This window comes from Marinomonas polaris DSM 16579 (genome assembly GCF_900129155.1).
GTDB classification, from domain to species: domain Bacteria; phylum Pseudomonadota; class Gammaproteobacteria; order Pseudomonadales; family Marinomonadaceae; genus Marinomonas; species Marinomonas polaris.
In genome coordinates this window covers 159,694-185,396 of sequence record NZ_FQVF01000009.1, presented here as the reverse complement: position 1 = coordinate 185,396, position 25,703 = coordinate 159,694, and the positions used below count along the sequence as shown (strand labels likewise).

At 41.1% G+C, this 25,703-nt stretch carries 34 protein-coding genes; 14 read left to right on the top strand and 20 right to left on the bottom strand.

The window, feature by feature from the left end; genetic code table 11:
* Position 1: 1 nt before the first annotated feature.
* Positions 2 to 595: an SIS domain-containing protein gene (locus BUA59_RS11680; protein WP_072839869.1), complete on the top strand. Its 594-nt coding sequence runs from the start codon at positions 2 to 4 to the stop codon at positions 593 to 595.
* 99 nt (positions 596 to 694) lie between these two features.
* Here the strand turns inward: BUA59_RS11680 and BUA59_RS11675 are convergent, their stop codons facing one another.
* The 5 genes from BUA59_RS11675 to zapE form a co-directional block, all read right to left on the bottom strand.
* Positions 695 to 1,072, bottom strand: coding sequence for a ClpXP protease specificity-enhancing factor (locus tag BUA59_RS11675; protein ID WP_072839868.1), 378 nt, complete (start codon positions 1,070 to 1,072; stop codon positions 695 to 697).
* 89 nt (positions 1,073 to 1,161) lie between these two features.
* Positions 1,162 to 1,794: a glutathione S-transferase N-terminal domain-containing protein gene (locus tag BUA59_RS11670; RefSeq protein WP_072839867.1), complete on the bottom strand. Its 633-nt coding sequence runs from the start codon at positions 1,792 to 1,794 to the stop codon at positions 1,162 to 1,164.
* 397 nt (positions 1,795 to 2,191) lie between these two features.
* On the bottom strand, positions 2,192 to 2,584 hold the full coding sequence (gene rpsI, locus BUA59_RS11665) for a 30S ribosomal protein S9 (protein WP_072839866.1): 393 nt from the start codon (positions 2,582 to 2,584) through the stop codon (positions 2,192 to 2,194).
* A 14-nt stretch (positions 2,585 to 2,598) separates the two neighbouring features.
* Positions 2,599 to 3,027: a 50S ribosomal protein L13 gene (rplM, locus tag BUA59_RS11660; RefSeq protein ID WP_072839865.1), complete on the bottom strand. Its 429-nt coding sequence runs from the start codon at positions 3,025 to 3,027 to the stop codon at positions 2,599 to 2,601.
* Positions 3,028 to 3,180: 153 nt separating this feature from the next.
* A complete protein-coding gene (gene zapE / locus BUA59_RS11655; protein ID WP_072839864.1) occupies positions 3,181 to 4,281 on the bottom strand; it encodes a cell division protein ZapE in 1,101 nt (366 codons plus the stop codon).
* 127 nt (positions 4,282 to 4,408) lie between these two features.
* Here zapE and BUA59_RS11650 point away from each other — a divergent pair, with 127 nt between their 5' ends.
* A complete protein-coding gene (locus BUA59_RS11650; protein WP_072839863.1) occupies positions 4,409 to 4,864 on the top strand; it encodes a Z-ring associated ZapG family protein in 456 nt (151 codons plus the stop codon).
* 67 nt (positions 4,865 to 4,931) lie between these two features.
* On the opposite strand, the gene BUA59_RS11645 is transcribed toward BUA59_RS11650, so the two are convergent.
* Positions 4,932 to 5,693: a Nif3-like dinuclear metal center hexameric protein gene (locus BUA59_RS11645; RefSeq protein ID WP_072839862.1), complete on the bottom strand. Its 762-nt coding sequence runs from the start codon at positions 5,691 to 5,693 to the stop codon at positions 4,932 to 4,934.
* Positions 5,694 to 5,711: 18 nt separating this feature from the next.
* Here BUA59_RS11645 and BUA59_RS11640 point away from each other — a divergent pair, with 18 nt between their 5' ends.
* Positions 5,712 to 6,764: a S1C family serine protease gene (locus BUA59_RS11640; RefSeq protein ID WP_072839861.1), complete on the top strand. Its 1,053-nt coding sequence runs from the start codon at positions 5,712 to 5,714 to the stop codon at positions 6,762 to 6,764.
* An 8-nt stretch (positions 6,765 to 6,772) separates the two neighbouring features.
* Here BUA59_RS11640 and BUA59_RS11635 read toward each other — a convergent pair whose 3' ends face one another.
* From BUA59_RS11635 to BUA59_RS11595, 9 genes are all read right to left on the bottom strand, one after another.
* Entirely contained in the window at positions 6,773 to 7,324 is a 552-nt protein-coding gene (locus BUA59_RS11635; protein WP_072839860.1) for an SRPBCC family protein, read from the bottom strand.
* Positions 7,324 to 8,634 carry a histidinol dehydrogenase gene (gene hisD, locus BUA59_RS11630; protein WP_072839859.1) on the bottom strand — a complete coding sequence of 437 codons (1,311 nt, stop codon included), beginning with the start codon at positions 8,632 to 8,634 and terminating at the stop codon, positions 7,324 to 7,326. The genes BUA59_RS11635 and hisD overlap by 1 nt, the downstream gene beginning before the upstream one ends.
* Positions 8,635 to 9,279 carry an ATP phosphoribosyltransferase gene (gene hisG, locus BUA59_RS11625; protein ID WP_012070108.1) on the bottom strand — a complete coding sequence of 215 codons (645 nt, stop codon included), beginning with the start codon at positions 9,277 to 9,279 and terminating at the stop codon, positions 8,635 to 8,637.
* 1 nt (position 9,280) lies between these two features.
* Positions 9,281 to 10,543, bottom strand: a complete 1,263-nt coding sequence (gene murA / locus BUA59_RS11620; protein ID WP_072839858.1) for a UDP-N-acetylglucosamine 1-carboxyvinyltransferase — start codon at positions 10,541 to 10,543, stop codon at positions 9,281 to 9,283.
* Between the two features lie 24 nt (positions 10,544 to 10,567).
* Positions 10,568 to 10,804 (bottom strand): BolA family protein, encoded by a 237-nt coding sequence (locus BUA59_RS11615; RefSeq protein WP_012070110.1) that lies wholly within the window; start codon positions 10,802 to 10,804, stop codon positions 10,568 to 10,570.
* A gap of 213 nt (positions 10,805 to 11,017) precedes the next feature.
* Positions 11,018 to 11,635: an MlaC/ttg2D family ABC transporter substrate-binding protein gene (locus BUA59_RS11610; RefSeq protein ID WP_072839857.1), complete on the bottom strand. Its 618-nt coding sequence runs from the start codon at positions 11,633 to 11,635 to the stop codon at positions 11,018 to 11,020.
* Between the two features lie 3 nt (positions 11,636 to 11,638).
* Positions 11,639 to 12,103 carry an outer membrane lipid asymmetry maintenance protein MlaD gene (gene mlaD / locus BUA59_RS11605; protein ID WP_072839856.1) on the bottom strand — a complete coding sequence of 155 codons (465 nt, stop codon included), beginning with the start codon at positions 12,101 to 12,103 and terminating at the stop codon, positions 11,639 to 11,641.
* Position 12,104: 1 nt separating this feature from the next.
* Positions 12,105 to 12,887: a lipid asymmetry maintenance ABC transporter permease subunit MlaE gene (gene mlaE, locus BUA59_RS11600; protein WP_072839855.1), complete on the bottom strand. Its 783-nt coding sequence runs from the start codon at positions 12,885 to 12,887 to the stop codon at positions 12,105 to 12,107.
* Positions 12,884 to 13,684 carry an ABC transporter ATP-binding protein gene (locus BUA59_RS11595; protein ID WP_084122376.1) on the bottom strand — a complete coding sequence of 267 codons (801 nt, stop codon included), beginning with the start codon at positions 13,682 to 13,684 and terminating at the stop codon, positions 12,884 to 12,886. Before BUA59_RS11595 ends, mlaE begins: the two co-directional genes overlap by 4 nt.
* Positions 13,685 to 13,811: 127 nt before the next feature.
* Between BUA59_RS11595 and BUA59_RS11590 the strand changes: the two genes are divergently transcribed.
* The 10 genes from BUA59_RS11590 (at position 13,812) to BUA59_RS11545 (ending at position 21,425) form a co-directional block, all read left to right on the top strand.
* Entirely contained in the window at positions 13,812 to 14,810 is a 999-nt protein-coding gene (locus BUA59_RS11590) for a calcium/sodium antiporter (protein WP_084122374.1), read from the top strand.
* Entirely contained in the window at positions 14,810 to 15,388 is a 579-nt protein-coding gene (gene lptC, locus BUA59_RS11585; protein WP_072839853.1) for an LPS export ABC transporter periplasmic protein LptC, read from the top strand. The genes BUA59_RS11590 and lptC overlap by 1 nt, the downstream gene beginning before the upstream one ends.
* Positions 15,372 to 15,899, top strand: coding sequence for a lipopolysaccharide transport periplasmic protein LptA (gene lptA / locus BUA59_RS11580; protein WP_072839852.1), 528 nt, complete (start codon positions 15,372 to 15,374; stop codon positions 15,897 to 15,899). Before lptC ends, lptA begins: the two co-directional genes overlap by 17 nt.
* Positions 15,900 to 16,625, top strand: a complete 726-nt coding sequence (gene lptB, locus BUA59_RS11575) for an LPS export ABC transporter ATP-binding protein (protein WP_012070118.1) — start codon at positions 15,900 to 15,902, stop codon at positions 16,623 to 16,625.
* A 78-nt stretch (positions 16,626 to 16,703) separates the two neighbouring features.
* Entirely contained in the window at positions 16,704 to 18,179 is a 1,476-nt protein-coding gene (locus BUA59_RS11570; RefSeq protein WP_072839851.1) for an RNA polymerase factor sigma-54, read from the top strand.
* A 17-nt stretch (positions 18,180 to 18,196) separates the two neighbouring features.
* Positions 18,197 to 18,646 (top strand): PTS IIA-like nitrogen regulatory protein PtsN, encoded by a 450-nt coding sequence (gene ptsN, locus BUA59_RS11565; RefSeq protein ID WP_012070120.1) that lies wholly within the window; start codon positions 18,197 to 18,199, stop codon positions 18,644 to 18,646.
* 9 nt (positions 18,647 to 18,655) lie between these two features.
* Complete coding sequence (locus tag BUA59_RS11560) at positions 18,656 to 18,925, top strand: HPr family phosphocarrier protein (RefSeq protein ID WP_012070121.1); 270 nt, start codon at positions 18,656 to 18,658, stop codon at positions 18,923 to 18,925.
* Positions 18,926 to 18,932: 7 nt separating this feature from the next.
* Positions 18,933 to 20,285: a magnesium transporter gene (mgtE, locus tag BUA59_RS11555; RefSeq protein WP_072839850.1), complete on the top strand. Its 1,353-nt coding sequence runs from the start codon at positions 18,933 to 18,935 to the stop codon at positions 20,283 to 20,285.
* 6 nt (positions 20,286 to 20,291) lie between these two features.
* Entirely contained in the window at positions 20,292 to 20,831 is a 540-nt protein-coding gene (gene yjgA, locus BUA59_RS11550) for a ribosome biogenesis factor YjgA (RefSeq protein ID WP_072839849.1), read from the top strand.
* A 225-nt stretch (positions 20,832 to 21,056) separates the two neighbouring features.
* On the top strand, positions 21,057 to 21,425 hold the full coding sequence (locus BUA59_RS11545; RefSeq protein ID WP_072839848.1) for a methionine-R-sulfoxide reductase: 369 nt from the start codon (positions 21,057 to 21,059) through the stop codon (positions 21,423 to 21,425).
* Between the two features lie 67 nt (positions 21,426 to 21,492).
* On the opposite strand, the gene BUA59_RS23650 is transcribed toward BUA59_RS11545, so the two are convergent.
* From BUA59_RS23650 to BUA59_RS11525, 5 genes are all read right to left on the bottom strand, one after another.
* On the bottom strand, positions 21,493 to 21,870 hold the full coding sequence (locus tag BUA59_RS23650; protein ID WP_139248863.1) for a hypothetical protein: 378 nt from the start codon (positions 21,868 to 21,870) through the stop codon (positions 21,493 to 21,495).
* A 237-nt stretch (positions 21,871 to 22,107) separates the two neighbouring features.
* Positions 22,108 to 22,809, bottom strand: coding sequence for a C40 family peptidase (locus BUA59_RS11540; protein WP_072839847.1), 702 nt, complete (start codon positions 22,807 to 22,809; stop codon positions 22,108 to 22,110).
* Positions 22,810 to 22,873: 64 nt separating this feature from the next.
* Positions 22,874 to 23,374 carry a hypothetical protein gene (locus BUA59_RS11535; RefSeq protein WP_072839846.1) on the bottom strand — a complete coding sequence of 167 codons (501 nt, stop codon included), beginning with the start codon at positions 23,372 to 23,374 and terminating at the stop codon, positions 22,874 to 22,876.
* Positions 23,361 to 24,044: a hypothetical protein gene (locus tag BUA59_RS11530; RefSeq protein ID WP_072839845.1), complete on the bottom strand. Its 684-nt coding sequence runs from the start codon at positions 24,042 to 24,044 to the stop codon at positions 23,361 to 23,363. The genes BUA59_RS11535 and BUA59_RS11530 overlap by 14 nt, the downstream gene beginning before the upstream one ends.
* A gap of 115 nt (positions 24,045 to 24,159) precedes the next feature.
* A complete protein-coding gene (locus BUA59_RS11525; protein ID WP_072839844.1) occupies positions 24,160 to 25,041 on the bottom strand; it encodes a hypothetical protein in 882 nt (293 codons plus the stop codon).
* Positions 25,042 to 25,353: 312 nt separating this feature from the next.
* On the opposite strand from BUA59_RS11525, the gene BUA59_RS24130 reads away from it, so the two are divergent.
* Positions 25,354 to 25,485 (top strand): carbon storage regulator, encoded by a 132-nt coding sequence (locus tag BUA59_RS24130; protein ID WP_425435121.1) that lies wholly within the window; start codon positions 25,354 to 25,356, stop codon positions 25,483 to 25,485.
* Positions 25,486 to 25,703: the final 218 nt, after the last annotated feature.

Sequence of the window (25,703 nt, the reverse complement as noted above, 5' to 3'; positions counted from 1 at the left end):
TATGGATTTTCAAGAAGCAATCTACACACAATTTGCCCAGAGTTTTGAAGCACAACAACAAGCCCTGGAAAGTTTACCTCCTTATATTGAACATGCTGCAAAAGTGATTTTTTCAAGCATTGCTTCTGGTGGTAAAGTTATTTGCATCGGCAACAGCACAGGATCTCACCTGTCTCAGTACTTTAGTACTTTAATGTTAGACCGAATGGACAGAGAGCGCCCTGGACTGCCAGCAATCAACCTAAGCGGCGAAGGCTCCGCTCTATTAGCAATTACTCATAACGATAGCTATCACGATGTTTTCTCAAAGCAAATCACTGCACTAGGCAATCAAGGCGACATACTGTTTGTCATTGCTAACAGAGGCAACACCTCACCAATAATACAAGCCATTCAAGCGGCCCATGAACGCAAAATGAGTATAGTCGCGCTAACTAGCCCAGAAGCAAAGAATGTCTCGTCACTCACCTCTCAGGATGATACAGAGATAAAGATCAATCTTCTTGGCACAGCCAGAGTGCACGAATGCCAACTTAGCGTCATTCACATATTGATTGACCTACTTGAGCGCCAACTATTTGGCTACGAAGACTAAGTAGATTCAATCAAAAATATTTGAGACAAAAAAAGAGCCACTTTAAAGCGGCTCTTTTTTTGTCTGTTAGAAAAGTATAGCGAGATGTTGCGCTATTCTTTATTTCACAACTTTCAACTGAAAACCTTTTTTAGGTTCTGGTGGTGTTGGAGTCGGCTCATCAAAAAATTCTTCATCCGGAAAAACAAAACCATCGCCATTTTCTTTTGCATATAAAGCCAGTGCCGCTCGTATCGGCACATAAACCTGCATAGGTTTACCGCTAAAGCGCGCCTCAAACGAGACAGCGTCTTTATCCATGATCAAATGACGCACAGCAGACATACCAATATTTAACACTATCTGACCATCTTTAACGAATTCGGTAGGCACCACAACATCTTTCTGCTGAGCATCTACCAGCAGATAAGGCGTCATATCATTATCAGCAACCCAAGAATAAGCCGCATTTAATAAATAAGATCTTTTCGGTAACATTTTGTCTCCTACCTAATAAATATTTAGTAAAAAAAAGGAGCTATAAGCTCCTCTTTTGCTACTTAACAAAACCGAGATAAAGCCTCAGCTTAGTCTAAACGCATTTCTTGTTCTGCTTCAGAAAGGCTTTCTTGGAAAGACTCACGAGCAAAGACAAGATCCATATATTTGTACAGCGCTCTTGCTTGATCCTTAGGAATCTCTACGCCAAGTATAGGCAAACGCCACAAGATTGGAGCCAAACAACAATCCACGATAGTAAACTCATCGCTCATGAAATAAGGTTTTTCTTCAAAAATTGGAGTAACGTTCAACAAACCTTCACGCAATTCTTTTTGTGCTTTAGCAACAGCTTCTTTGTCCTTACTAGTAAGAATCAAATCAACTAGCTTTGCCCAATCACGCTGAATACGATACATAAACAAACGACTTTCAGCACGAGCAACAGGATATACAGGCAGCAATGGTGGATGTGGAAAACGCTCATCCAAGTATTCCATCATGACATTTGGCTCATAAAGAACCAAATCACGATCAACTAAAGCTGGTAGCTCATTGTATGGATTAACATCCGCCAACTCGTCTGGCTTGTTAAACGGGTCTACATCTATGATGTCCACTGTGACGGCTTTCTCAGCCAATACAATACGAACTCTATGGCTGTAATGATCTTCTCCATCAGAGAAGAACGTCATTGAGGAGCGCTTTGCAATAACACCCATGTCTAACCCCTATATTGAAAACATCTACATCCCCTTCAAAGGAGGGGACAAACTATAATATGGTGACGAAGTAACAAAAATATTACATGATATCGTCAACACAGAAAATTTTTCATGGAATATTTACTCGCGCACCTCTTATAAAACAAGGCTTTAACTTAGTACTTGAGTCTATAAAGAGAAATATCTCAAACCTAGACTTCAAGCAACACGTAGCAAACTAAAATACACTTATGAAACCATGAATTTCAAAGCCCGACTATTCTAACATTATTTTCAAACAATTTTTCTTAGAAAAACCATTTTGTTGCAAGAATTCTATAGCCAACTTTATTTCAAGCAAAAAAAACGCTTGGCGAAAACACCAAGCGTTTTGATAATAATTCCAAAGCGAAAATTAACGCTTAGAGAACTGAGGACGACGACGTGCTTTGCGTAGACCAACTTTCTTACGTTCAACTTCACGAGAGTCGCGTGTAACGAATCCTGCAGAACGTAGAGTACGACGTAGAGTCTCATCATATTGCATCAAAGCGCGTGTGATACCGTGACGGATCGCACCAGCTTGACCAGAGATACCACCACCTTTAACAGTGATATAAACGTCAAATTTTTCAGTAGCGCCAACAAGTTCAAGAGGTTGACGAACAACCATTTGAGCTGTTTCACGACCGAAGTACTGAGAAAGAGTACGGTTATTGATAACTAGGTTACCAGAACCCGCTTTAAGGAACACACGAGCGGTAGACGTTTTACGACGACCTGTACCGTAGTATTGAGTAGCTGACATAATGATCTTCCGTATTAAATGTTAAGGGCTTGAGGCTGTTGAGCAGCATGTGGATGCTCAGTACCAGCGTACACTTTCATTTTCTTGTGCATTGCACGGCCCAAAGGACCTTTTGGCAACATACCTTTTACGGCGATTTCAAGAACGCGCTCAGGAGCGTGATCAATCAACTTCTCGAAATTCATAGAACGCAAGCCGCCTGGGTAACCAGTATGGCGGTAGTATTGTTTAGCAGCTGCTTTGTTACCTGTAACGTGAATTTTCTCAGCGTTAACAACAACGATATAATCGCCAGTATCAACGTGTGGAGTATATTCAGCTTTATGCTTGCCACGTAGACGACGAGCAATTTCAGTAGCCAAGCGGCCTAGAGTTTTGCCTTCAGCATCAACCACGAACCAGTCGCGGCGAACTTCAGCAGGTTTAGCTGTAAAAGTTTTCATCAAAAAACCCTTTCAATACGCGTGTTCAATGACACGCTATACCTATTATTATTGGTTGGCCAAGTAGTAAACTACTTGATCAACGTACACTTACCTTTAAAAAGGCGAGCGAAGTATATACCAACACAATGAAATATGAAAGTCGAAATACACTTAAGGACGGTGCTCTAAAGACAAATATTCTTCTGATTGCATCTCCAATAATCGACTCACTGTACGGTCGTATTCGAAAGCCAATCGCGTACCCGTATAAATATCTGGAATAGCAACTTCTGCAGAAAAAATCATCTTAACATGGCGATCATAGAACTCATCTACCAAGTTAATAAAGCGTCTCGCCAAATCATCTCGTGACGCATCCATTTGCGGTAAATTAGAAACAATTACCGTAGTATAAAGACGCGCTAATTCAATGTAGTCAACCTGACTTCTTGGCCCATCACACAACGCTTTGATATCAAACCAAGCGAGCCCTTCACAGCTTCGCAACAAAGGAATGCTTCGGCCTTCAATTTCTGCAGCCCCCCCCTCAACAACATGCGAGGCATCAGAGATTAAACTCATGAAACGCTCATTTAAAGCCTCATCCGCTTCCTCACTTAAAGGAAAGTGATAAAGTTTAGCTTGTTTCAAGGTACGCAATCGGTAATCCACACCACCATCAACATTCATGACTTTAGTGTATTTTTTCACAAGGTCGATAGCCGGTAAAAAACGTGCCCGCTGCAAACCATTTTTATACAAGCCATCTGGCTCTATGTTCGAAGTTGCCACTAAAGTCGTGCCATTTTCAAACAGCACCTCAAGTAAGCCAGCCAAAATCATAGCATCAGTTATGTCTGTCACAAAAAACTCATCAAAACACAACACCTGCGCTTTAGACGAAATTTCCTTACCAACAATCTCTAATGGATTTTTAACATCATGCAACTTACGAAGCTCTTGGTGAACCATCTGCATAAAGCGATGAAAATGGAGACGCATTTTCTTTTCTGTTGGCAAACAGTCAAAAAAAGTATCCATTAAATAGGTCTTACCTCGACCTACTCCACCCCAAAAATACAATCCTTGTTCAACAGTCGGCGCTTTCTTTTTCAAAAAGCGCCCCAAGAAGCCACTGGAGGATTTATCTGCTTGGTTCGCAACCAAACGGTCAAATAAATCCTGAAGAGCTTCCACTGCTTCTTCTTGAGCTGGATCGTAATTAAAGTCTGTTCTTGTCAAATCTTGCTTGTAACGTGTAATGGGTGTCATCGCAGCTCTTTCGTTCGATTAGTAAATTATGCTTATTCTAACAAATTGCATCTTAAACAACACCTATCAAGCTGTTATCGTAGGGGTGGTTTCGCTATAATGGATTATCTGTTTTTTGGAGAAAGTCATGAACTTAGAAGAATTCAACATTATTATCTTTATTACCGGCATCATTATTGGCTGTGTTGCTACACTTGCTCTTAAAAGCTACAGTGCAAAAAATAACAGCAAGAAAGCTGACTCAAGCTCAAACATCATCACGATGAAGTCACTACAACAAGAGCTAGACAGCAAGCAAGTTATTATCGACAACTTCTTCACTGACAGTAATGAACACTTAATGTCTGCAGAAAAACGCTTAGCAGACCTCAGAAACACTCTTGCAGATAATGCAACTCAATTAAGCAACATAAAAATTGAAAGAAGCACAGCCGCTTCAAACAATACCGATACTATTGAGCCTGCATCTTTCGAACCACCAAGAGACTACGCTCTGAAAAAAGATAAAGAGCCTGGCACACTGAGCGAATCATTCGGCCTTGATGATAGAAATATAGACCTCGAACCAAAACGAACTTTTTAACAAGAAAACATACCAACAAAAAACGGGCTTTCAAAAGCCCGTTTTTTTTCATCTGCTTAACATCTCACTAAGCTGGATTATCCACATCAATAAAGACCGCTTCCAAACCACACTCACTAGATAAATACGCAGCCATAGACTGCGCTCCAAAACGTTCTGTTGCATGATGTCCTGCCGCAATAAAATGAATATCCATTTCACGCGCAATATGAATTGTCTGCTCAGAAACCTCACCAGTGATAAACACATCCGCACCAACAGCGACAGCCTGTTCTATATAACCTTGCGCACCACCGGTACACAATGCTACCCGACGAATTGGGCGATCATTAACGCACTCAAACAATACGCTTCGACCAACCGCAGATTCGACGATTCGTCGGAATACATCGGACGAGACAGGCTCATTTAATTCACCAACAACGCCGATAGACTCTTCGATGGGCACACCTACCTGCAAGCCAGACCGATTTAAAAGTCCAATAGCATCAGCTAAGCCAGCATTATTACCTAGCGTAGGATGTGCATCTAATGGCAAGTGATAGCCATATAAATTGATATCATTTTTAATCAAAGACGCAATTCTACGATATTTCATACCAACAATTCTGGGATCTTCATTCTTCCAAAAATAACCATGGTGAACGAAGATAGCGTCTGCTTTATAGTCAATAGCAGCATCAATTAACGCCTGACTAGCAGTTACACCAGTAACCACGCGGTTAATCTCTTTTTTTCCTTCCACCTGCAACCCATTGGGCGCATAATCTTTGAAGCGACTTGGACTTAATGTCTTATTAAGCAATAACTCAAATTCACTGCGTAGCAAAACAACTCCTTATACTTTATGAATCAAAAAACCTACTGGACGCCCATCATTATCTCTATTCTCTCTGGCACTTGTATAGGTCTAGCTGTACTACTTATACAGGAGAAACAAAAAATCTCCGACTCTAGCTATTCAACGCCGGTCAAAATCGCCACACCTTCTGTTGTTAACATTTACACCCAAGTCATACAACAAAAAGGCCTTAGCGATTCAAACAAAGCAAAACACAGCGTTAACCTAGGCTCTGGCGTCATAGCAACGAAAGATGGCTTCATACTAACAAACCATCACGTCATTCAAAATGCACAAAGTATTGTCATTGCTCTTCATGATGATAGACGTGTTGAAGCAAAACTCATTGGCTCAGATCCATCCACCGACCTAGCGGTTTTAAAAATAGACTTACCTAATCTTCCCAACATTAAAATGGGCAACAGTGACAAGGTGTCAGTTGGAGACAAGATCCTCGCAATAGGCAACCCATTTGGAATTGGACAGACGGTAACAGCAGGCATTATTAGCGCCAAAGGCCGAAACAGCATAGGCCTTAACACCTATGAAAATTTCCTACAGACGGACGCAGCAATAAACCCAGGCAATTCAGGCGGCGCGTTAGTCAATCTACGAGGCGAACTCATTGGCATTAGCTCTGCCATTTATTCAAGCACTGGCGGCTCACAAGGAATTGGCTTTGCCACACCGATTGACGACGCTCTCGATGTCATGACCGATATTATAAAACAAGGGGAAGTAGTAAGAGGATACTTAGGAATGGACGCTCAAAAAATAACTCAGTCTCTGGCAGATAACTTACTCTTACCATCAAATCACGGACTATTAGTAAGCGATATAACTAAAGAAAGTCCTGCTGAAAAAGCCGGAATAGAAGTTGGGGATATAATACTTGAAATTAACAACACGCCGAGCGAAGACCCATTTCAGATAAGACACCTAATAGCATCACTAAAACCTGGAACACGCATTTCGCTGGTTGGCATTCGCGGGCAGCAATCCTATCAGACAAATATCATGCTAGAAAAACAACCCACGATGCAACGTATTACATATTAGGATATGCGCTAATGCTGAAACTCAACCTGCTCTTTCAACTTCTGCAAGCTGCGCTCAAAATTACTACCCGCAATATCATTTGCAAACATCGCAAGATATGGACTCAACAAGCCAGCACTAAGGCTACCTTCGATCGTCCACTTAACCAAAGTACCGCCTTTGCTTTCCTGCAAGTCTATTTGATTATGCACTAAGTTTACCTTCGGTTTAGGACGCACATCAAAACGCACGACATCCTCAGATGATTCAGTCACCGATAAAACACCCTGCTCGGTTGTTTTATCATAAAACAAGGCAACAGAATCACCTTTACCCAAAACACCTTCAAATGAAGCCACTTTACCATCCTGAACAAACATCCAATCTGGCAAACGATCCCCTTGAAGCATATCTTGGTAAACCACATCACGAGGAGCATTAATAATCACACTACGCTCCACCCGATAATCTGCCGGCATAAAAAAACCAACTACCACTAAAAACAAGATAACTAACGCTGAAATACGCGTCACCTTTCTCAGCCTATAAAGAGCAGCTGGATGCGATAAATTACCCGCCATTAAAAATCCTTCAGAATACGATATTCCGCCGACATAGCATGCGCCTCTAAAGACTCTCCACGAGCCAAAGGAGAAGCAATTTTTGCCAACTCACTCGCCCCTTCAGGCGAACAATAAATCAAAGAACTACGCTTTTGGAAATCATAGACACCCAAAGGTGATGAAAATCTTGCCGTACCAGACGTTGGTAAAACATGATTTGGTCCTGCACAATAATCACCCAATGCTTCTGGCGTATGACGACCCATAAAGATCGCACCAGCATGACGGATTTTTTTCGCCCATTTCTCAGGTTCATCAATAGATAACTCAAGGTGCTCAGCAGCGACTACGTTCGCAATATCCATAGCCTCATCCATATTTTCAACATGAATGAAGGCTCCACGACCTTCTAAAGAAGCCTTAATAATATCTTTGCGACTTTGAGTTTCAATCAAACGCTCCATAGAAGCTTTTACATCTTTGATAAAAGCTAAGTCAGGAGAAATCAAGATAGACTGGGCATCTTCATCATGTTCCGCTTGAGAGAATAGATCCATGGCAATCCAATCAGGATCTGTCTTACCATCGCACACAACGAGTATTTCAGAAGGTCCGGCAATCATGTCGATACCGACAACACCAAACACCATCTTCTTAGCTGTGGCCACATAGATATTACCTGGGCCAACAATCTTATCAACTTTTGGAATAGTTTCAGTACCATACGCCAAAGCCGCAACAGCCTGCGCACCACCAATAGTGAATACACGATCCACACCAGCAATATAGGCCGCCGCCAAAACGATATCATTAACCAAACCATCTGGTGTTGGAACAACCATGATAATTTCGCCAACTCCAGCTACTTTAGCAGGCATAACATTCATCAACACAGAAGAAGGATAAGCCGCTTTACCACCTGGCACATAAACACCAACACGATCTAAAGGCGTTACTTTTTGACCAAGCACGGTACCGTTATCTTCTTGATACTGCCAAGATGGCTGCTTTTGACGTTCATGATAATCATGAACGCGCTTTGCTGCCGCTTCCAAGCTAGCCACTAACTCAGCACTGACTCGACCTTTTGCAAGAGCCAACTCTTCACGTGAAATTTCAAGCTCAGCAGAAGAAACAACATGACGACGATCGAAGCGATTGGTGAATTCAATAACCGCCTCATCACCTTTTAGGCAAACTTGCTCAACAATATCGGCCACTGCCTTTTGTACGCCTGCATCAGACACGGAGTCCCAAGCAAGCAACGACTCCAACTCAGAACGAAAACCAGCAGAGCTAGAAGAGAATTCTCGAATATTCAGGTTCAATTATTTACCCTCGTTATCTTCAACCGCACGTCTTATCATTTCTAGGATAGGCTCGATTTCAGAATACTTCGTTTTATAAGCCGCTTTATTGACCACCAAACGTGTACTGATTGGCGCGATCAACTCACGAGCCTCAAGACCATTTGCTTTTAGCGTATTGCCTGTATCAACGATGTCCACAATAAGATCAGCCAAACCCATAATAGGCGCCAATTCCATCGCACCATATAGCTTAATGACATCAGCCTGAATACCTTGCTCAGCAAAATACGCCTTCGCTGTTTTGATAAACTTCGAAGCAACTTTCAAACGTCTATTAGGCAATGGCTGACCAACAACGCCTGCCGTCATCAAACGGCATTTCGCTATTTTAAGATCCAGCAGCTCGTAAAGATTTTTTGTGGATGCTTCCATCAACACATCTTTACCAGCAACACCAAAGTCTGCCACACCATGATCAACATAAGTCGGTACATCAGTCGCACGCAAAATAACTAGCTTGATATGCTCATGATTGGTATCGAATATTAATTTTCGGCTTTTACTAATATCTTCAACTGGAACAATATTCGCTTTTTCTAAAAGCGGTAAAGTTTCACCAAGAATGCGCCCTTTCGACAGCGCAATCGTTAATGTTTTACTCATATTAATTTAAGACCCGTGAAATTTTCGCACCCAATGAACCGAATTTTTCTTCAATACACTCATAGCCACGGTCAATATGATAGATACGATCAATCTTTGTATCACCCTCCGCTACTAAAGCAGAAAGCACCAAACTTGCAGAAGCACGTAAATCCGTCGCCATTACTGGCGCGCCTTTCAAACGCTCACAACCACGAACGATTGCAGTGTTACCATTTACTTCAATATCGGCTCCCATGCGAAGCATTTCATCTACATGCATGAAACGATTTTCAAAGATATTTTCGATAACTCGACCAACGCCGTTTGCAATTGAGTTCAAGGCAACAAACTGTGCTTGCATATCTGTTGGAAACGCAGGGTACGGCGCAGTACTGATGTTTACAGCATTTGGACGACGCCCTTCCATATCCACTTCAATCCAATCATCACCACAAGTCACTTTCGCGCCAGCCTCTTCCAATTTAGAAAGAACAGCCTCAAGCGACTTAACATTGGTATCAATAACACGTACTTTGCCACCAGTAATAGCAGCAGCAACCAAGAAAGTACCTGTTTCAATACGGTCTGGCATCACTGGATAACTGGTACCATGCAAAGCTTCTACGCCATCAATAATAATGGTATCTGTACCATGCCCCTTAATTTTAGCGCCCATTGAAATTAGACATTCAGCCAAATCAACCACTTCAGGTTCACGCGCCGCGTTTTCTAAAATAGTTTGTCCATCAGCCAAAGTCGCTGCCATCAACAGGTTTTCAGTTCCCGTTACTGTCACTTTATCAAAAAAGATACGAGCACCTTTAAGACGACCATCAACGCTTGCAATAATATCGCCGCCTTCTACAGCGATTGTTGCACCCATGGCCTCTAAACCACGCAAATGCAAATCCACTGGTCGACTACCAATAGCACAACCACCAGGAAGTGATACAACCGCTTTACCAAAATGACTGACTAAAGGACCAAGAACCAAAATAGAAGCGCGCATGGTTTTAACAAGATCATAAGGCGCTTCGCAATTATTAAGAGTCGAAACATCCAGCTGAACACTCATTTTTTCGTCAACAACAACGCCACATCCCATAGAGCCAAGCAGCTCAAGCATGGTGGTAATATCGTGTAAATGAGGAAGGTTTTTAATTGTGATCAATTCTTTAGTTAACAAGGTTGCCGCTAAAATTGGCAACGCAGCATTTTTCGCACCAGAAGCACGAACAACACCATTAAGCCGAGTACCACCGGTAATCAGAAGCTTATCCATATTTTTAATCTCTTATAATAGCTTTTATAGCTTGCTTATTTGTTCTGGCGTATAGGTTTTCATTGTAACGGCGTGAATGGCGCCACTGGAAATAGCTTCTTGAAGATGTGAATACACAAGCTGCTGCCTCTTAACCGTTGACAGCCCCTCAAACTCACTTGTCACTACAACTACTTGAAAATTACAACCTTCTCCCTCTGCAACCACTTCACAGTTGCGGATAGAGGATTCCAAAAGTGCTTTAACTTCACCTGCGTTCACAGTCGCTCCAATATATAAAATATGCTCGATTCCCCTATTCTACATGAGTACAGCCAACTACTTAACACCTCTAAGCCTAACTCTGAATAAAAAACCACTTGTTTTCTAAGATTTTAATCAAGACTGACAATGCTCCCTCCCAAAAAACAAAAAATCCGAACCCATTTAATGGATTCGGATTTTATTGCTCACAATAAAGCCAGATTTATTGAATTAAGACTTCTTCGCTAGAGACTCTCGCCATGCAGAAATAGCCAACTCAATGTCATTCTTATTCTGCTCCATCATGACACCAAACTGCTTACGAAAGGTTAAGCCAAAGTTAATGTTGTTAATCACAACATTACTCAACATCCATACACCTTTTTTAGACTCTTCCATGAAAAAGCTGATATTTAACATCCCGCCAGATTCCATCTGGAAGTCAACGTCAACTTTGGTTTCTTTCCCCCTACCTTGAGGCCCTAGAGGTAAAACATTAATTCGATCTGCATCCAGCTCAAGCAAGGAAGTGCCGTATGTTTTCAACAAGGTATCTTTAGTAACACTGGCAAAGCGAATACGCTGCTCAGGCGATGCTCTTCGATAATATTTCCCCATCACTTTTTTGGAAAAATCATCAAAATCGACCACATTCGCCAAGATATTATCAACTCGCTTCTCTAATAAAACCGGATCTTTAGACAACACCGCTTTATCAGCAACGATATCTGTTCGAAAAGCGTCAACCACTTTAATAACCGTATCCCTTGCACCATCAACGTCAGACCAAGTTACACTTGACCCAAGCAAGGAAAAAACAAAAACAACACCAGATAAAATCTTAGACATATATTACTTCTCCGAATCGCCGCCTTTGAACAAGAACTGACTGATCAAAGTTTCTAAAACCAGGGCGGATTGGGTATCAAAAATTTCACTGCCATTTTTAAGCATTTCATCCTCAGCCCCAATAGAAATACCTAAATACTTCTCACCCAGCAAACCACTCGTCAACACTGCAATAGAACTATCGGTAGGAATATTATTAACGTCCGAATCAATATTCATTGTTACCAAAGCCATATACAACTTCTTATCAAACGTAATTGACTCAACATTACCAACCGCCACGCCAGCAATAGAGACTTTAGCTCGATTTGTGAGCCCTGCAATATCATCAAACCTAGCAACGACCTGATACGTGTCTTTCTTGCTAGAGAAGGCAAGCCCACTCACTTGAACGGCCAAATAAACAAGAGCAACAACGCCCAATACAATAAAACACCCTACCAACAATTCTGAACGCTTACTTCTCATGCTAAAAATCCCCAAACATAGCGGCGGTTAATATAAAATCTAAAGCCAAAATAGCCAATGAACCTAAAACCACTGTACGAGTGGTTGCTTTACCAATCCCTTCAGAAGTGGGGACACACTCATAACCTTGATAAACAGCAATCCATGTAACAACAACTGAAAAACATAACGCCTTAATAAGGCCATTCATAATATCAGTATCAAAATACACAGACTGCTGCATTGATGACCAAAAAGCGCCATCATAAACACCTAACCATTCAACAGAGACAAGATGCCCGCCAAGAATACCCGACGCAGAAAAAATCAAACTCAAGATAGGCAAGCAAATAACACCAGCAATAAAGCGAGGCGCAATCACCCGTCTTAGAGGATCAACACCCATCATTTCAAAACTGGATAATTGCTCCGTTGCTTTCATCAAACCAATTTCAGCCGTCAAAGATGAGCCAGCACGTCCAGCAAACAAAAGCGCCGTCACCACTGGAGATAACTCTCTCAACAAAGAAAGCGCCAGCAGCTGTCCAACCGCTTCTTCTGAGCCAAACTTAGCCAAAATACTGTAACCCTGAAGCGACAGCACCATGCCAATAAAAGCACCTGAAACAATAATAATAACGAGAGATAACACCCCAACAGAGTAAAGCTGCTTCACTAGCAAATTTACAGACTCTTTAAACCGAACAGGCAACCTAAAAATACTTTGTACCAAAAATATTCCGGCTCGACCAACGGCTTCAAGCCAATCCAGTAGCGACGCCCCCAACAACTCAATGCTTTTCATAATGCAGCCCTACTAGAAATACTTTCTTCTGGATAATGGAAGGGAACAGGACCATCAGGTTCACCATTCAAAAACTGCTTTACCTCAGGGTCATCAGAAGCACGAATTTCGTCGGCAGAACCCTCAGCAATCACTCGCCCGCCAGCTAAAATACACACATGATCAGCAATAGAAAGAGACTCTTCAACATCATGAGATACAAGAACAGACGTCATATTTGCTGAATCATTAAGCTGGCGTATCAACTTAACAAGAACCCCTTTAGAAATAGGATCTTGCCCAGTAAAAGGCTCATCGTACATTACTAACTCTGGATCCAAAGAGATAGCACGGGCTAACGCAACACGTCTAGCCATCCCTCCAGATAATTCCGACGGCATTAGATTAGCGGCACCGCGTAAACCAACGCTATAAAGCTTATCAGAGACAATACCCGCTATTGTTTTTGCATCCAGCTTGGTGTGTTCTTCCATTGGAAAAGCAATATTCTCAGCAACAGTCATATCACTAAACAAAGCACCACTTTGAAAAAGCATGCCCATTTTTTTGCGCACCTTATAAAGTTCAGAGCGGGACAAAGCGTGAACATTTTGACCGTCTACTAAAATAGTGCCTGAGTTTGGTGCGAGCTGCGCCGCAATTAAACGTAGCAATGTCGTCTTCCCCGTCCCACTAGGACCCATCACCGCAGTAATCTTACCTCTTGGAATAGTAAGTGATACGTTCTCATAAATAGAACGCTCTCCCCTTGAAAAACTAACATTTTGGACCTTTATATAAGCATCTACCACTGACACACCTTTTTAATCCCTATCAAATATGGCCCGATACTAACATCGCCCCCCAACAAATAAAATCATGACACAGCCAAATCCACTTTGTTTATAAGATCAAGCCTTGAATTTCAACGCCAAACCTCATTAAATGGTACTCCCTGTATCTTTGAGTAATATCAATACCATGCTGTTGTTTTCTATCGCCCTAATTGTAGGGTTAGTTTTGCTCGTAATGAGTTCCGACAAATTTATAGAACACTCTGCGCTTGTAGCAGAGAAACTGAATGTAAATCCAATGATAATAGGGATTACGTTAGTCGCGTTCGGCACATCCGCACCAGAAATGGTCGTTTCGGCCATTGCGGCACTTGATAACGCACCAGAAATAGCAGTTGGCAATGTGCTTGGCTCGAACATTGCCAACATCGCACTTGTCTTCGGCATCACATTATTATTCTCAGCAATTCCAATCGCCTCCGGACTGTCCACCAAAGAAGTCCCTCTCGTATTAGCTATCACCCTGCTAGCAGGTTTTTTACTATACGATCAGACCCTTGGCGTATGGGATGGCGTGATTCTAATTGCTGCTTTTATTATTATCCTGACAATATTGCTAAGAGGCAGTAAAGATTTAGAAAAAGATTTAAAAGAAGGCTTACCAGAAGACGATGGTACCTCTGTCAGCAAATCCCTCATCATTGCACTAATCGGATTAGCTGTATTGATAGGAAGTTCTAAATTACTTGTCTGGGGTGCAATAGGCATAGCAACCGCTTTAGGCGTAAGCGAATTAGTTATAGGCCTTACTATCGTTGCAGTTGGAACCAGCCTACCTGAACTAGCGGCTTCAATTAGCAGCGTCAGAAAAGGCCATCACGATATAGCAATTGGCAATATATTGGGATCAAACATCTTCAACTTGGCCACCGTATTACCACTACCGGCCCTTATTGCTCCAGGACTAGTAGATCAAAGCGTGATAAGCAGAGATTTTCCTTGGGTTTTAGGCCTAACAGTTGCTCTCGCTCTTGCTATTTTCATTTTCAAGAAAACGAAAAACAACAGCATCCCTAGATGGGTAGGCTTACCGCTTATTGCTTCTTATGGTGTTTATTTATTTATTATTAGCTCAAACGGTTCGGTGTAATGCTTTCGTTAAAAACACTAACAAAACCCAAAAGCCTTTTAATCATTGGGGCTACTTTAATAGTAGTAGCCTCTTTAGGTTGGTATGGGGCAGCACCTATACAAAACCTCGTTCAAACAGACTCATTGAGCAGCTCTCCAGACTACTTTATAACTAATGTCAAAGTTAAAGAGTTTGATGCTGACGGACTTCTGATCGAAACACTTGATGCTGAACAAACGCTGCACTACATAGCAAAATCCACAACACTCTTACAAACGCCTAACGTCGAGCGCTACTCAAAATCAGGCCATTGGAGCGCAAAAGCAGATAAAGGGGTTATTGAAGACGGAAGTAATGATATTCTATTAACCGAAAATGCCAGAGCGACTAAAAAATACCTTCAATCTGAAGATATAAAGCTAAGTGCAGATAACATACATTATTTAGATAAAGATCAATCACTAACCAGCTATGGAAATGCAACACTTATCTCCACTCAAGGAGAGACTTCTGCTGGCACAATTACAACATATATAAACTCAGAAGAAGTCGTGATGACAGGATCTGTACGAGGAAAATATGAAACGATTCATTAACGTCAGCGTGTTGCTTACTTCAGCCCTAATTGGCCAATACGCATACGCACTACCTGAAGACACAACCAAGCCATTAGAAATACAAGCTGATGAGGCATCATTCGACCAAAATTCAGGCGAAGCAATATACAAAGGTAATGTATTTGTTAAGCAAGGTACCATTGAAATTCAGGCCCAATACCTTAAAGTAACAACAGACGCTAAGACCCGAAAATTTAGCAGCCTAGAAGCCACAGGAAAACCTGCGAAATTCAGTCAGCAGATAGACTGGAGCGGCAACATTGTTATCAGTAAAGGCAATGAAATACATTATTTAACCAGCGAATCAAAATTAGAAATTATTGGTGATGGCTACCTAAGCAGAATGCAGAACTCCATCACCGCAGACTACATCCTCTATATGATTGATGACGGCACATTCAGTGCTGAGAAAAAAGATTCAGGGCGCGTATCAATGACCTTACAACCACAAGCGCCAAAAGATAAACAAGCACCTGAGAATAAAAAATAGATGGCACTACTAGAAGCAAAACACCTTGCGAAGAGCTACAAAAAACGCCAAGTCGTAAAGGATGTATCTATTTCCGTTGAGTCTGGCCAAGCCGTTGGCCTGCTTGGCCCTAATGGCGCGGGTAAGACCACCTGTTTTTATATGATAGTTGGCATGGTAGCAAACGACGCTGGAGGCATATTTATTGATGGCCAAGACATCACTCATGACGCCATGCATACTCGTGCTCAAAAAGGCATTGGCTACCTCCCTCAAGAGGCATCTATTTTTAGGAAAATGTCTGTAGAAGATAATATCCTAGCCATTTTAGAAACCCGCAAAAAGCTAACAAAAGCACAACAACAAGAAAGACTAGAAGAACTCTTAGAAGAGTTTCATATCACCCATATTCGCACCAACCTAGGAATGGCACTATCAGGAGGAGAAAGGCGCCGGGTTGAAATAGCGAGAGCGGTTGCCATGAACCCAAAATTCATCCTACTTGATGAACCCTTTGCTGGCGTAGACCCTATCTCAGTTGGTGACATAAAACACATAATCAAACATCTCCAAGAAAGTGGAATCGGTGTCTTAATTACCGATCACAATGTCAGAGAAACACTAGACATTTGTGATAAAGCTTACATTGTTGGCAATGGCTACATCATTGCATCTGGCGATGCCAGTACCGTCATCAACAATGAACAAGTAAAAAAGGTCTATTTAGGCGACGACTTCCGTCTGTAACCCCTTATCATTGCTGTAGAAAGGGAGTAGTATGCATAACTCGTTCCAATTCATTCAAATAGAAGAAAGAGTTGCTCTATGAAGCAGTCTTTACAATTAAAGCTTGGTCAACAGCTGACTATGACGCCACAACTGCAACAGGCTATTCGCTTGCTGCAGCTTTCTACGTTGGATTTAAAACAAGAAATTCATGAGTTTCTTGAATCGAACCCATTGCTTGAGCTCGACGACGACGAACAAATTCATCACGACATCCCTGCAAGCATAGAATCAAAAAGCGCTGCCGATACAACAGTCGACAATAATAGCGAAGAACCACGCGTAGAATCTGAGTGGACAGAAAGCATCCCTGAAGAACTATCCATAGATAGTAACTGGGATGATACCTATCAAAGTTCTGCAGCTGTCAGCGATCACAACAGCTACGAAGGCGATAGCGACTTCGAAAGCCGTAACGCACCAGCAGAAAGCATCCAAGACCATCTTATATGGCAATTAAATTTAACCCACATGTCAGATCGCGACATTGAAATCGCTTACGCCATCATTGAATGCGTTCAACCTGATGGCTACCTAAGCATTTCTCCCGATGACATCTGGGAATCTCTCGGCACTGAATTAGAAGATCTAGATATTGAAGAAGTCATTGCAGTGCAGCATAGATTGCAGCGCTTTGACCCTGTAGGCGTATGCTCAATTGACCTACGCGACTGCCTTCTTGTGCAACTAGAAGCATTCCAAAGCCACCCGCTGTATAAGAGCACATACAATCTTATTGATCATTACCTACCATTACTAGGTAATCGAGATTTTGCTCAGTTGAGCCGTAAGACAAAACTCAAAGACGAAGCGCTAAAAGAAGTCGTCAATTTGATTCAACAGCTCAACCCACGCCCAGGCTCAGTTATTGACGCTGACGACACGGACTACGTTATTCCTGATGTCACAGTGAAAAAACGCCATGACGTATGGCAAGTGGAACTAAATAATGACGCTTTGCCACCCATCAAAATCAATGAGACTTACTCAGCGATGGCTAGCACTGCAGCAGCAACAGCAGAAGATGTGACTTACATAAAAACATCTCTTCAAGAAGCAAAATGGTTCATGAAGAGCCTACAGAGCCGCAACGAAACTTTATTAAAAGTGGCAAGCTGCATTGTAAGTCGACAAATTGATTTCTTCGAACTAGGCGAAGAAGCCATGAAACCCATGGTTCTTCACGACGTTGCAGAAGAAGTAGGTATGCATGAGTCAACTATTTCCAGGGTAACAACTCAGAAATACATGCACACACCGAAGGGCATCTTTGAGCTGAAATACTTTTTCTCCAGCCATGTAAACACCGCCTCTGGCGGAGAATGTTCTTCTACCGCAATACGAGCTATGATTAAAAAGCTTGTATCGGATGAACCGGCGAAAAAACCGTTAAGTGATAACAAGCTAGCTGCTATTTTAGCAGACCAAGGCATACAGGTTGCTCGACGCACTGTAGCCAAATATCGAGAGGCGATGAACATCCCTCCTTCCAATGAACGAAAACGACTGATCTAAACGGAAACCATTTTATCATGTCCTTGAAATCATTATTAAAAGCGGAACTCGTTCTCGCAAAACAAGATATTGTTAGTAAAAAACGAGTACTTGAAAGCATTGCTGAAGTTGCTTCCAATCGACTACATTGTGACAACGAAGCTGTCTATGACGCACTACTAGGTCGTGAAAAGCTAGGTAGTACAGGCATAGGCAACGGCATAGCTATTCCACACTGTCGCCTAGAATCTGCAAACCATACCGCTATTGTCGTTATGTCATTGCAAACTCCGATTGATTTCGATTCCATCGATAAAAGAGCGGTAGACTTAATATTTGCATTAATTGTTCCACCTCATGAGTGTGACCAACACCTTGCAACGCTAGCTCAAATAGCAGAACTTGCCCAATCCCCAGAAGCACTGGATAAATTGCGCACAGCACAGACCAATGAAGAACTATTCAATATATTTGAATCACTAATATAGGAAAAAAGCATGCAGGAAGAGTCCGTCACGATCATAAATAAACTTGGCTTGCATGCTCGCGCTGCTGGCAAATTGGTTGAAACAACCACTCGCTTTTCTTGCGATATCACCATAGAAAAAGATAGCCGAAATGTTGACGGAAAAAGCATCATGGCAATGATGATGCTTGCTGCCGGCAAAGGCACAGAAATTCGCATCAAAACCAATGGTGAAGACGAGTTAGATGCAATAAAAGCGGTAATAGAATTAATAAATAATCGTTTTGGTGAAGACGAGTAAGACTTATATGTCAGAGCAAAACACTCTAAATCACCTCCAAACGGTCACCGAATCGCTCGAATCCGGTACCACCATGCAAATCCGTTATTTACTTAACGGCGCTTTGCCCGCACAGGATGTTGCTCGTCTATTAGAGTCTTCTCCTCCCAAAGAGCGTAAGCTTCTTTGGGAGTTAATAGAAGCCAAGAATGAAGGCGAAGTACTTCAATATCTAAGCGAAGATATTGGCGTACAATTCATGAAAAACATGGATACAGAGCGACTTATCGCCGTATCCGAACATTTTGAAAGCGATGACCTAGCCGACTTACTACAACACCTACCAGAAAAGGTCGTAAAAGAAGTTCTTGCGTCAATGTCCACGCAAGACAGAACAAGAGTTGAAGCACTATTAAGCTACTCGGAAGATTCTGCCGGCGGCTTGATGAATACGGACACCATCACCATACGTCCAAATATTACCGTCGATCTAGTGTTTCGCTATTTACGCAGACACTCAACACTACCAGACATGACAGACAACTTACTTGTTGTCAGCCGTTCAGATCGCCTTTTAGGAATACTTCCACTTACCAAACTACTGGTATCAGATATTAGCGCTACAGTGCGCGATATCATGGAAACAGAATTCACCGTCATTGACGCAGAAACGCCTGCCAGCGAAGTAGCGCAGCTTTTTGAAAAAATGGACCTAGTATCCGCTCCCGTTATTGACAGCAAAACTAAAAAACTACTTGGCCGCATCACCATCGATGACGTTGTAGACGTTATCCGTGACGAAGCCGAACACTCCATGTTAAGCATGGCGGGTCTTGATGATGACGAAGATACCTTCGCACCCATCATGAAAACCACCAAGCGACGCGCAGTGTGGCTTGGCATAAACCTAATAACCGCATTTACAGCGTCTTACGTTATCGGCTTATTCCAAGAGACACTAGACCAAGTTGTCGCATTAGCTATACTCATGCCAATCGTTGCTAGCATGGGCGGTATAGCTGGCTCTCAAGTACTGACACTGGTCATTCGTGGTATTGCACTCAATCAGATAGGCTCTACCAATACTCGCTGGCTACTCAATAGAGAGCTCATTGTTGGACTCATAAATGGCCTTCTTTGGGCAACAGTAATAGCCGCACTTACCGCACTTTGGTTTGACAACATCAAGATTGCCTATATCATTGCAGGCGCTATCATAATAAATCTGCTTTTTGCAGCGGCCACTGGTACACTTCTGCCAATTCTACTAAAAAAAATTGGCATCGACCCCGCCCTAGCCGGCAGCGTAATTTTGACTACCGTGACCGACGTGGTTGGATTTCTATCCTTCCTTGGTCTCGCTACTATTTTTCTAATATAGGTTCCCATGACAGATTTTGATCAATTTGAAAACAACGACGAAGAAATCCCTAAGAGCAAAACCCAGATCAAGCGTGAAATGGAAGCCCTGCAAGATCTTGGAAAAAAACTACTAGGCCTAAGCAAAAATCAGCTTAAAAAAGTGGAAATGTCTGACACTCTACGCGAAGCATTCGTTGAAGCTGGCCGCATAAAGCAACATGAAGCCATGAGAAGACACTTGCAATACATCGGCAAGGTGATGCGCACAGAAGATCACGAAGCCATAGCGCACCGTGTAGCGCTTTTCGATTCCACTTCTGCCGCTTACAACAAGCTATTTCATCAGCTTGAGATTAAACGCGACATGCTAATTGGCGAGAACAGCAAAGAAGTGCTGTCTGAATACTTAGCAGAAAACCCACAGATTGAAGACATTCAACTGCTTAGACAGCTTATTCGCCAATCTCAGAAAGAAGTGTCACAAGAAGGAAATACCACAAACCGTAAAAAACTTTTCCGTTTCTTACGTGAAGCCGAAGAAAAGCGCCTTGGTTTAATGGAATAACCTTAAACTCAAGTCCAAAGATCGACGCTATATATTGATAATGGCGTATCCGTACACAAAATTGCCCGTCTTTAAGATGGGCTTTTTTATGCCCACTCCCTACTAAAAACTAACGCCCACAAAAACTCGAACTCGCCGTGCAATTTATTGTCTTAGTCTACAGCGATAAGGCATGACATAATTTATGCTATTAACGTCCATCATAGTGACAGGAGAACAAGTCTTATGAGTAAACCATACAACAAGCTTACACCTGTAGAAGCCAGTGTAATCCTCGATAAAGGCACCGAACGTCCATTTACTGGCGAATACACGGACACCATGGAAGGCGGCCTGTATGTTTGTCGCCAATGCGAAGCACCACTTTATACATCAGAACACAAATTCATCTCTCACTGTGGCTGGCCAAGCTTTGACGACGAAATTCCCAATGCAGTTAAGCGTGTCCCTGACGCCGACGGCCGACGCATAGAAATCGTCTGCGCAAACTGCGAAGGCCACCTAGGCCACGTATTTGAAGGAGAAAGACTCACAGAAAACAACATCCGCCATTGCGTTAACTCCATCTCAATGAAGTTCGTAAGCCAAGGCTGATCACTTAGCCCAAGCGCTAAAACAATAAAACCGCCCAACTGGCGGTTTTATTGTTTCTACAACTGTTTTATTGGTGGCGTCTGAAACACAAAAAATCACCTAAAGCCGGTACTTGCTTAGCTGGATTAAAAAGCGAGTTAGGCGATTGAGGGTTCTTATTTTCAGGGAAAGTGCGGACGGCTTGGATTAGGTCGATGAGTTCTTTTGATGGAACGACGACGTGGTCGCTGTGTATCTGCATGGATTTGACGATGTTGTTGAGCAGTTGCTTTCCTTGGTGGGAATAGCTATCTGTTTTCGCTAGGGATAGGTTGTATGTGGTTGGTTTTGCTCGTGGAGCTGTTTGGAGTAAATGAAGGTTTTCATCTGACCACAAACTCAGGATACGGCCAACCCGAAGGTTGCCCAACAAAGACCCACCATAACTGGCGGACTCCGGCCACAAAAAAACACGCGGTGCGTGTTTTAGGCCGCTGTGTAAAAAGGGGTTCTAATCCAAGCACTGGATTTTGGCAGTGCAAAGAGAGTGCTAGATCAAGATTGGGGTGGGGACAATGTTAGCAACAAACCAAATCCATTAAGGAGTTAGGCAAATGAAATTATTGCTGGCTTTCGTCTGTTCCCAAGCTCTCATGTACTCTACCCACCTAACTGACACAAGCTAAGGCTGATGTGACATTTATTATCTGTCTTTCTCATGCCAGTACTTTAACTCTCTTCCAGATAACATTTCTCTCATTGTTCGAGCTAGTTCTTGACTCTCTACTGAACCGCCTTCAAGGCGCTCAATAATTTGTTGCCTATATGGTTCATGTGCTTTACGCCTTGTCATGACAGCACTTAATGTATTAGCAGCCAATCTATATGGAAAAAGATTTTTTTTCATGTCAGCAAGAATAGCTTGATATTCTTCGGTGACATCTACCCAATCTTCCAAATTATCAGCTTCTTTGTCAAAATGAGCTGGTGTGACTTTACTTGGAGCTTTTCCTCCAATAATTTCTATTTCAGCTCTAGCGTAGGCTTTCGCAACGAGTTCAGAGCAAAATGAAGATGACTCATTCCCAGAGCCCATGAAAGCTTTATTGTAATCTTGAGCATAAAAAAACATAGCTGCTTTCTGAAGGTTCTCAGTAGCCAAACACATATCTGTAATAGATCTATGCCTAATCACTCTCCATCTGCTTTTACAGGCAATGTCTTCATCGATTAACAAAGTTAAATGAACACCTTTATTTCCTGTCGAATGTATAAAAACACCATCACCTAAACTTAATTCAACATGACTTGAACTTGCGTGGGGGTAAATAACTTTCTGAACAGTCACAAGTGATGAAGACAATTTACCTTCACCACTTACTAGCAATATATCTCCTGGTAACATATGCTCCTCCTAGACAGCTAAAGCCTAAATCAGGTAAACCGTAGGCGTTACTTGAACCTTTAAGTTATAAGAATTTTTGTACATCTTTCATTTCAAAATTTGTAGAAATTTTTGTATATTTTTGAATTTGATCTAAGATGAGAAAGCCAATCAGAGATGATTTCCTAGTGAATGCTGTTGAATCTACAAAACCATGACTAATTGTATTACGACTAATAAAGCTATTTTCACCGCGCACATCAAAATCTTTGAAAAAATTGGTAAGAATATACTGACTAAATTTCTCAGGAAAAAGCCTTGATATATTATGTGTATGATTAGTTATGTTCGTTTGTAAGTGTTCAGATAAAGCATCTTGACGGCGCCCTTCTTTTTCTGGGTTAGCACGAATAAAATCGTCACGAAGAATAGCTTCTATTCTTGGATATAGTATGTGAATTGAAGCATCATAGTCGCCACCTGTATGGTAATTTAATGCTTTCTCTATAAATGAAAAATGCTTAGAAATTTTCTCATTCGTTTGTATTTCATTTAACCATGACTCTTTTTCATCAATAAACTTCAAGTTTAACCTTTCTTCTATGGAAGTTGTCCCCCACCCCAGTTTTTATATGGTTCAATAGATTTTTCTGTTCTTTGTAGTCAATGAATGAAAATGGAAACCAGCTAGACTCTAGAATTACTTTCCACTCTTCTTCATTCAGGTCAAAGATGTCATAAAATATTGATTCTGAAAGTGCCGCACCGACTAATTGACCGACGTCATAATCTATAGGGTGATTATCATCATCCTGTAGTGATGGCCCAAAGTCATAGCACATAACCCTATCCCAGCCATTGTTCATAAGAACAAAATATGAGCAATCACTTGGAAATGAAACATCTTTAAAATCAACTTTATCAATATGATATATATCACTTTTATAAACAGGATCTCCAATCTTGATTCCCTTAGCAACCACAACATGAGCAGAGATTTCAACCTCATTTAAATAAACATCAACTTCAAGATTACTCTTAATTATTGCAATTAGAGTTTTAACTTGCGAAGGATGGAAGTCACCGAATGCTTTATAAAGTATTTGTTGAGGATACCCTTCAACCTTACGAATAAAATCTTTGCCATAAGAGGACAAAGAAATCCCACGAAATTGGACTTGTAATGATTCTCCAGCTTGCGCAGCCCCTAAGCTATAACCTGCTGGTCTTTCATCTAACTGAATAGTTTTTTTCATGTTTATGATCAACTCGATTAAAATATGTAGGGTCAAGTTTTTATCAAAAAAAAAATTGTTAAGATCCTTGAAAAAATTGACGTCTTAAGGTGCGTATCTTAATAGACTTTTAATATTAATGTTTTTTACTCAACGCATATACAGCATTTTTTATTTCTTCACTACCATCTAAACACATTTTTTCAATCAAATAATTAACCCCCTCAGTAACACTATTTTCTGGCGACTCACTAGAATGTTTATTTAAATCAAAAACACTAGTCTTTTGAAAATCATATCCAAATTTTGTTAAGAAAGACATTAAAATAAAATGAAAAGACTGAATTGACTGCCATTTAAGGCATTGTTTGTTTTTTTCAATGCTTGATATATAATCGTAAACCTTATTATAATCATGAAAATCATTTTTATTTTTATTTTCCAAAAAAACATTAAAACTTATAATTTCACCATCAACAACCATCAAATCCAAAACTCTATTAAATTCATGCCTGAAAAAATGATCTGAATCAATAGAGTCGTCATACCCTTTACCTTTGAATATTTCAACATTACAAAAAAACTGAGGCATTAATTTTAAATACTTAATTAACTCAAGGTCTTCTTTTTCAGAAACGGTACTATCTATATAAATCATTTCTTTTTCAGACTTTCTTGCCCATGCAAAAAAAGCTAAAAAATTATATGCAAATGAATTTAGATAATAAGCTTTCCCTCCTTCAGTTTCATCATAGCAATGCCACCCTTCTCCAATTTTTTTGGAAAAATTCCATAATCGATGATTTAATGTCTCTGCATTTTCAATCAAGGAAATCTTATTTTTAGATATTACTTCTTTTACTTTTTTCTTTTGCTCATATGTATGATTTGACCTAAGCTTATAATTATGAAAGTAACTTTCCCATAAAGGCTTAATAACCCAATTAATAGCAAGAACAATAAGTGTCACTATCGCGGAAATAAATACAGGCTGCGATTTCGTAATAAGCTCTTCCATTTCCCTTCCTTAAAATCTGTAAAAATTTGGTTTAATAGTTATTTTATATATCTTTCATTAAGTATTAATAAAATATACTGCAAACTCAACAGCTAACTTCCCAGCTTATCTGTCAAACTCCCATAGGCCCTTGTCGCCACGTCCATATTCCCCATCATTCCTTGTGCAAATTCGGCTCTGAGTCTTTCTATTACTTGGTGAACTATGTCTTGATCATACGTTGGATTGCATGTTGGTGTTAGGTGGATGACGGGCGCAAAGGTTGTTGTTTTGTAGCTGTTGGCTTTGCGCTGCAATACAAGCGGGTGCGGGTTGGTCGATTTTGCCGTGGTGAAATTAAATATCAGTCGTAAAGACGGACAAGTTCGAGTCGGTGTAACAGCACCAAAAGGCGTGACGGTACATCGTGAAGAGATTTATAAAGGCATTAAAAAAATGAAATAAAAATGATGTAAAAAAAGGGAGAGTTTAGAACTTTCGGTATTGTTTGAACCATAAAATGACAAGCCACCCAATTAAGAATCAATGAGTTACGCACTTTTTTGAAGCATAAGTTGACAAACAAATGAAGCATAAGCTGACAATTTTTTGGTTACACTCAAGTATTTACTCAAAGCACGCCAAGAGTTTGTTGTAATTTTACAAGAAAATCTAATTATCTC

Excerpts from the sequence above, each read along its gene's own strand:
- lptB (WP_012070118.1), top strand. The coding sequence starts at position 15,900 with ATGGCACTACTAGAAGCAAAACACCTTGCGAAGAGCTACAAAAAACGC.
- BUA59_RS11560 (WP_012070121.1), top strand. The coding sequence starts at position 18,656 with ATGCAGGAAGAGTCCGTCACGATCATAAATAAACTTGGCTTGCATGCT.
- BUA59_RS11525 (WP_072839844.1), bottom strand. The coding sequence starts at position 25,041 with ATGGAAGAGCTTATTACGAAATCGCAGCCTGTATTTATTTCCGCGATA.
- murA (WP_072839858.1), bottom strand. The coding sequence starts at position 10,543 with ATGGATAAGCTTCTGATTACCGGTGGTACTCGGCTTAATGGTGTTGTT.
- BUA59_RS11540 (WP_072839847.1), bottom strand. The coding sequence starts at position 22,809 with ATGTTACCAGGAGATATATTGCTAGTAAGTGGTGAAGGTAAATTGTCT.
- lptA (WP_072839852.1), top strand. The coding sequence starts at position 15,372 with ATGAAACGATTCATTAACGTCAGCGTGTTGCTTACTTCAGCCCTAATT.
- rpsI (WP_072839866.1), bottom strand. The coding sequence starts at position 2,584 with ATGTCAGCTACTCAATACTACGGTACAGGTCGTCGTAAAACGTCTACC.
- BUA59_RS11635 (WP_072839860.1), bottom strand. The coding sequence starts at position 7,324 with ATGGCGGGTAATTTATCGCATCCAGCTGCTCTTTATAGGCTGAGAAAG.
- BUA59_RS11570 (WP_072839851.1), top strand. The coding sequence starts at position 16,704 with ATGAAGCAGTCTTTACAATTAAAGCTTGGTCAACAGCTGACTATGACG.
- BUA59_RS11610 (WP_072839857.1), bottom strand. The coding sequence starts at position 11,635 with ATGTCTAAGATTTTATCTGGTGTTGTTTTTGTTTTTTCCTTGCTTGGG.
- lptC (WP_072839853.1), top strand. The coding sequence starts at position 14,810 with ATGCTTTCGTTAAAAACACTAACAAAACCCAAAAGCCTTTTAATCATT.
- mlaD (WP_072839856.1), bottom strand. The coding sequence starts at position 12,103 with ATGAGAAGTAAGCGTTCAGAATTGTTGGTAGGGTGTTTTATTGTATTG.
- BUA59_RS11530 (WP_072839845.1), bottom strand. The coding sequence starts at position 24,044 with ATGAAAAAAACTATTCAGTTAGATGAAAGACCAGCAGGTTATAGCTTA.
- BUA59_RS11675 (WP_072839868.1), bottom strand. The coding sequence starts at position 1,072 with ATGTTACCGAAAAGATCTTATTTATTAAATGCGGCTTATTCTTGGGTT.
- BUA59_RS11640 (WP_072839861.1), top strand. The coding sequence starts at position 5,712 with ATGAATCAAAAAACCTACTGGACGCCCATCATTATCTCTATTCTCTCT.
- ptsN (WP_012070120.1), top strand. The coding sequence starts at position 18,197 with ATGTCCTTGAAATCATTATTAAAAGCGGAACTCGTTCTCGCAAAACAA.
- mgtE (WP_072839850.1), top strand. The coding sequence starts at position 18,933 with ATGTCAGAGCAAAACACTCTAAATCACCTCCAAACGGTCACCGAATCG.
- BUA59_RS11670 (WP_072839867.1), bottom strand. The coding sequence starts at position 1,794 with ATGGGTGTTATTGCAAAGCGCTCCTCAATGACGTTCTTCTCTGATGGA.
- zapE (WP_072839864.1), bottom strand. The coding sequence starts at position 4,281 with ATGACACCCATTACACGTTACAAGCAAGATTTGACAAGAACAGACTTT.
- BUA59_RS11650 (WP_072839863.1), top strand. The coding sequence starts at position 4,409 with ATGAACTTAGAAGAATTCAACATTATTATCTTTATTACCGGCATCATT.
- yjgA (WP_072839849.1), top strand. The coding sequence starts at position 20,292 with ATGACAGATTTTGATCAATTTGAAAACAACGACGAAGAAATCCCTAAG.
- BUA59_RS11545 (WP_072839848.1), top strand. The coding sequence starts at position 21,057 with ATGAGTAAACCATACAACAAGCTTACACCTGTAGAAGCCAGTGTAATC.
- mlaE (WP_072839855.1), bottom strand. The coding sequence starts at position 12,887 with ATGAAAAGCATTGAGTTGTTGGGGGCGTCGCTACTGGATTGGCTTGAA.
- hisG (WP_012070108.1), bottom strand. The coding sequence starts at position 9,279 with ATGAGTAAAACATTAACGATTGCGCTGTCGAAAGGGCGCATTCTTGGT.
- rplM (WP_072839865.1), bottom strand. The coding sequence starts at position 3,027 with ATGAAAACTTTTACAGCTAAACCTGCTGAAGTTCGCCGCGACTGGTTC.
- BUA59_RS11680 (WP_072839869.1), top strand. The coding sequence starts at position 2 with ATGGATTTTCAAGAAGCAATCTACACACAATTTGCCCAGAGTTTTGAA.
- BUA59_RS11590 (WP_084122374.1), top strand. The coding sequence starts at position 13,812 with ATGGTACTCCCTGTATCTTTGAGTAATATCAATACCATGCTGTTGTTT.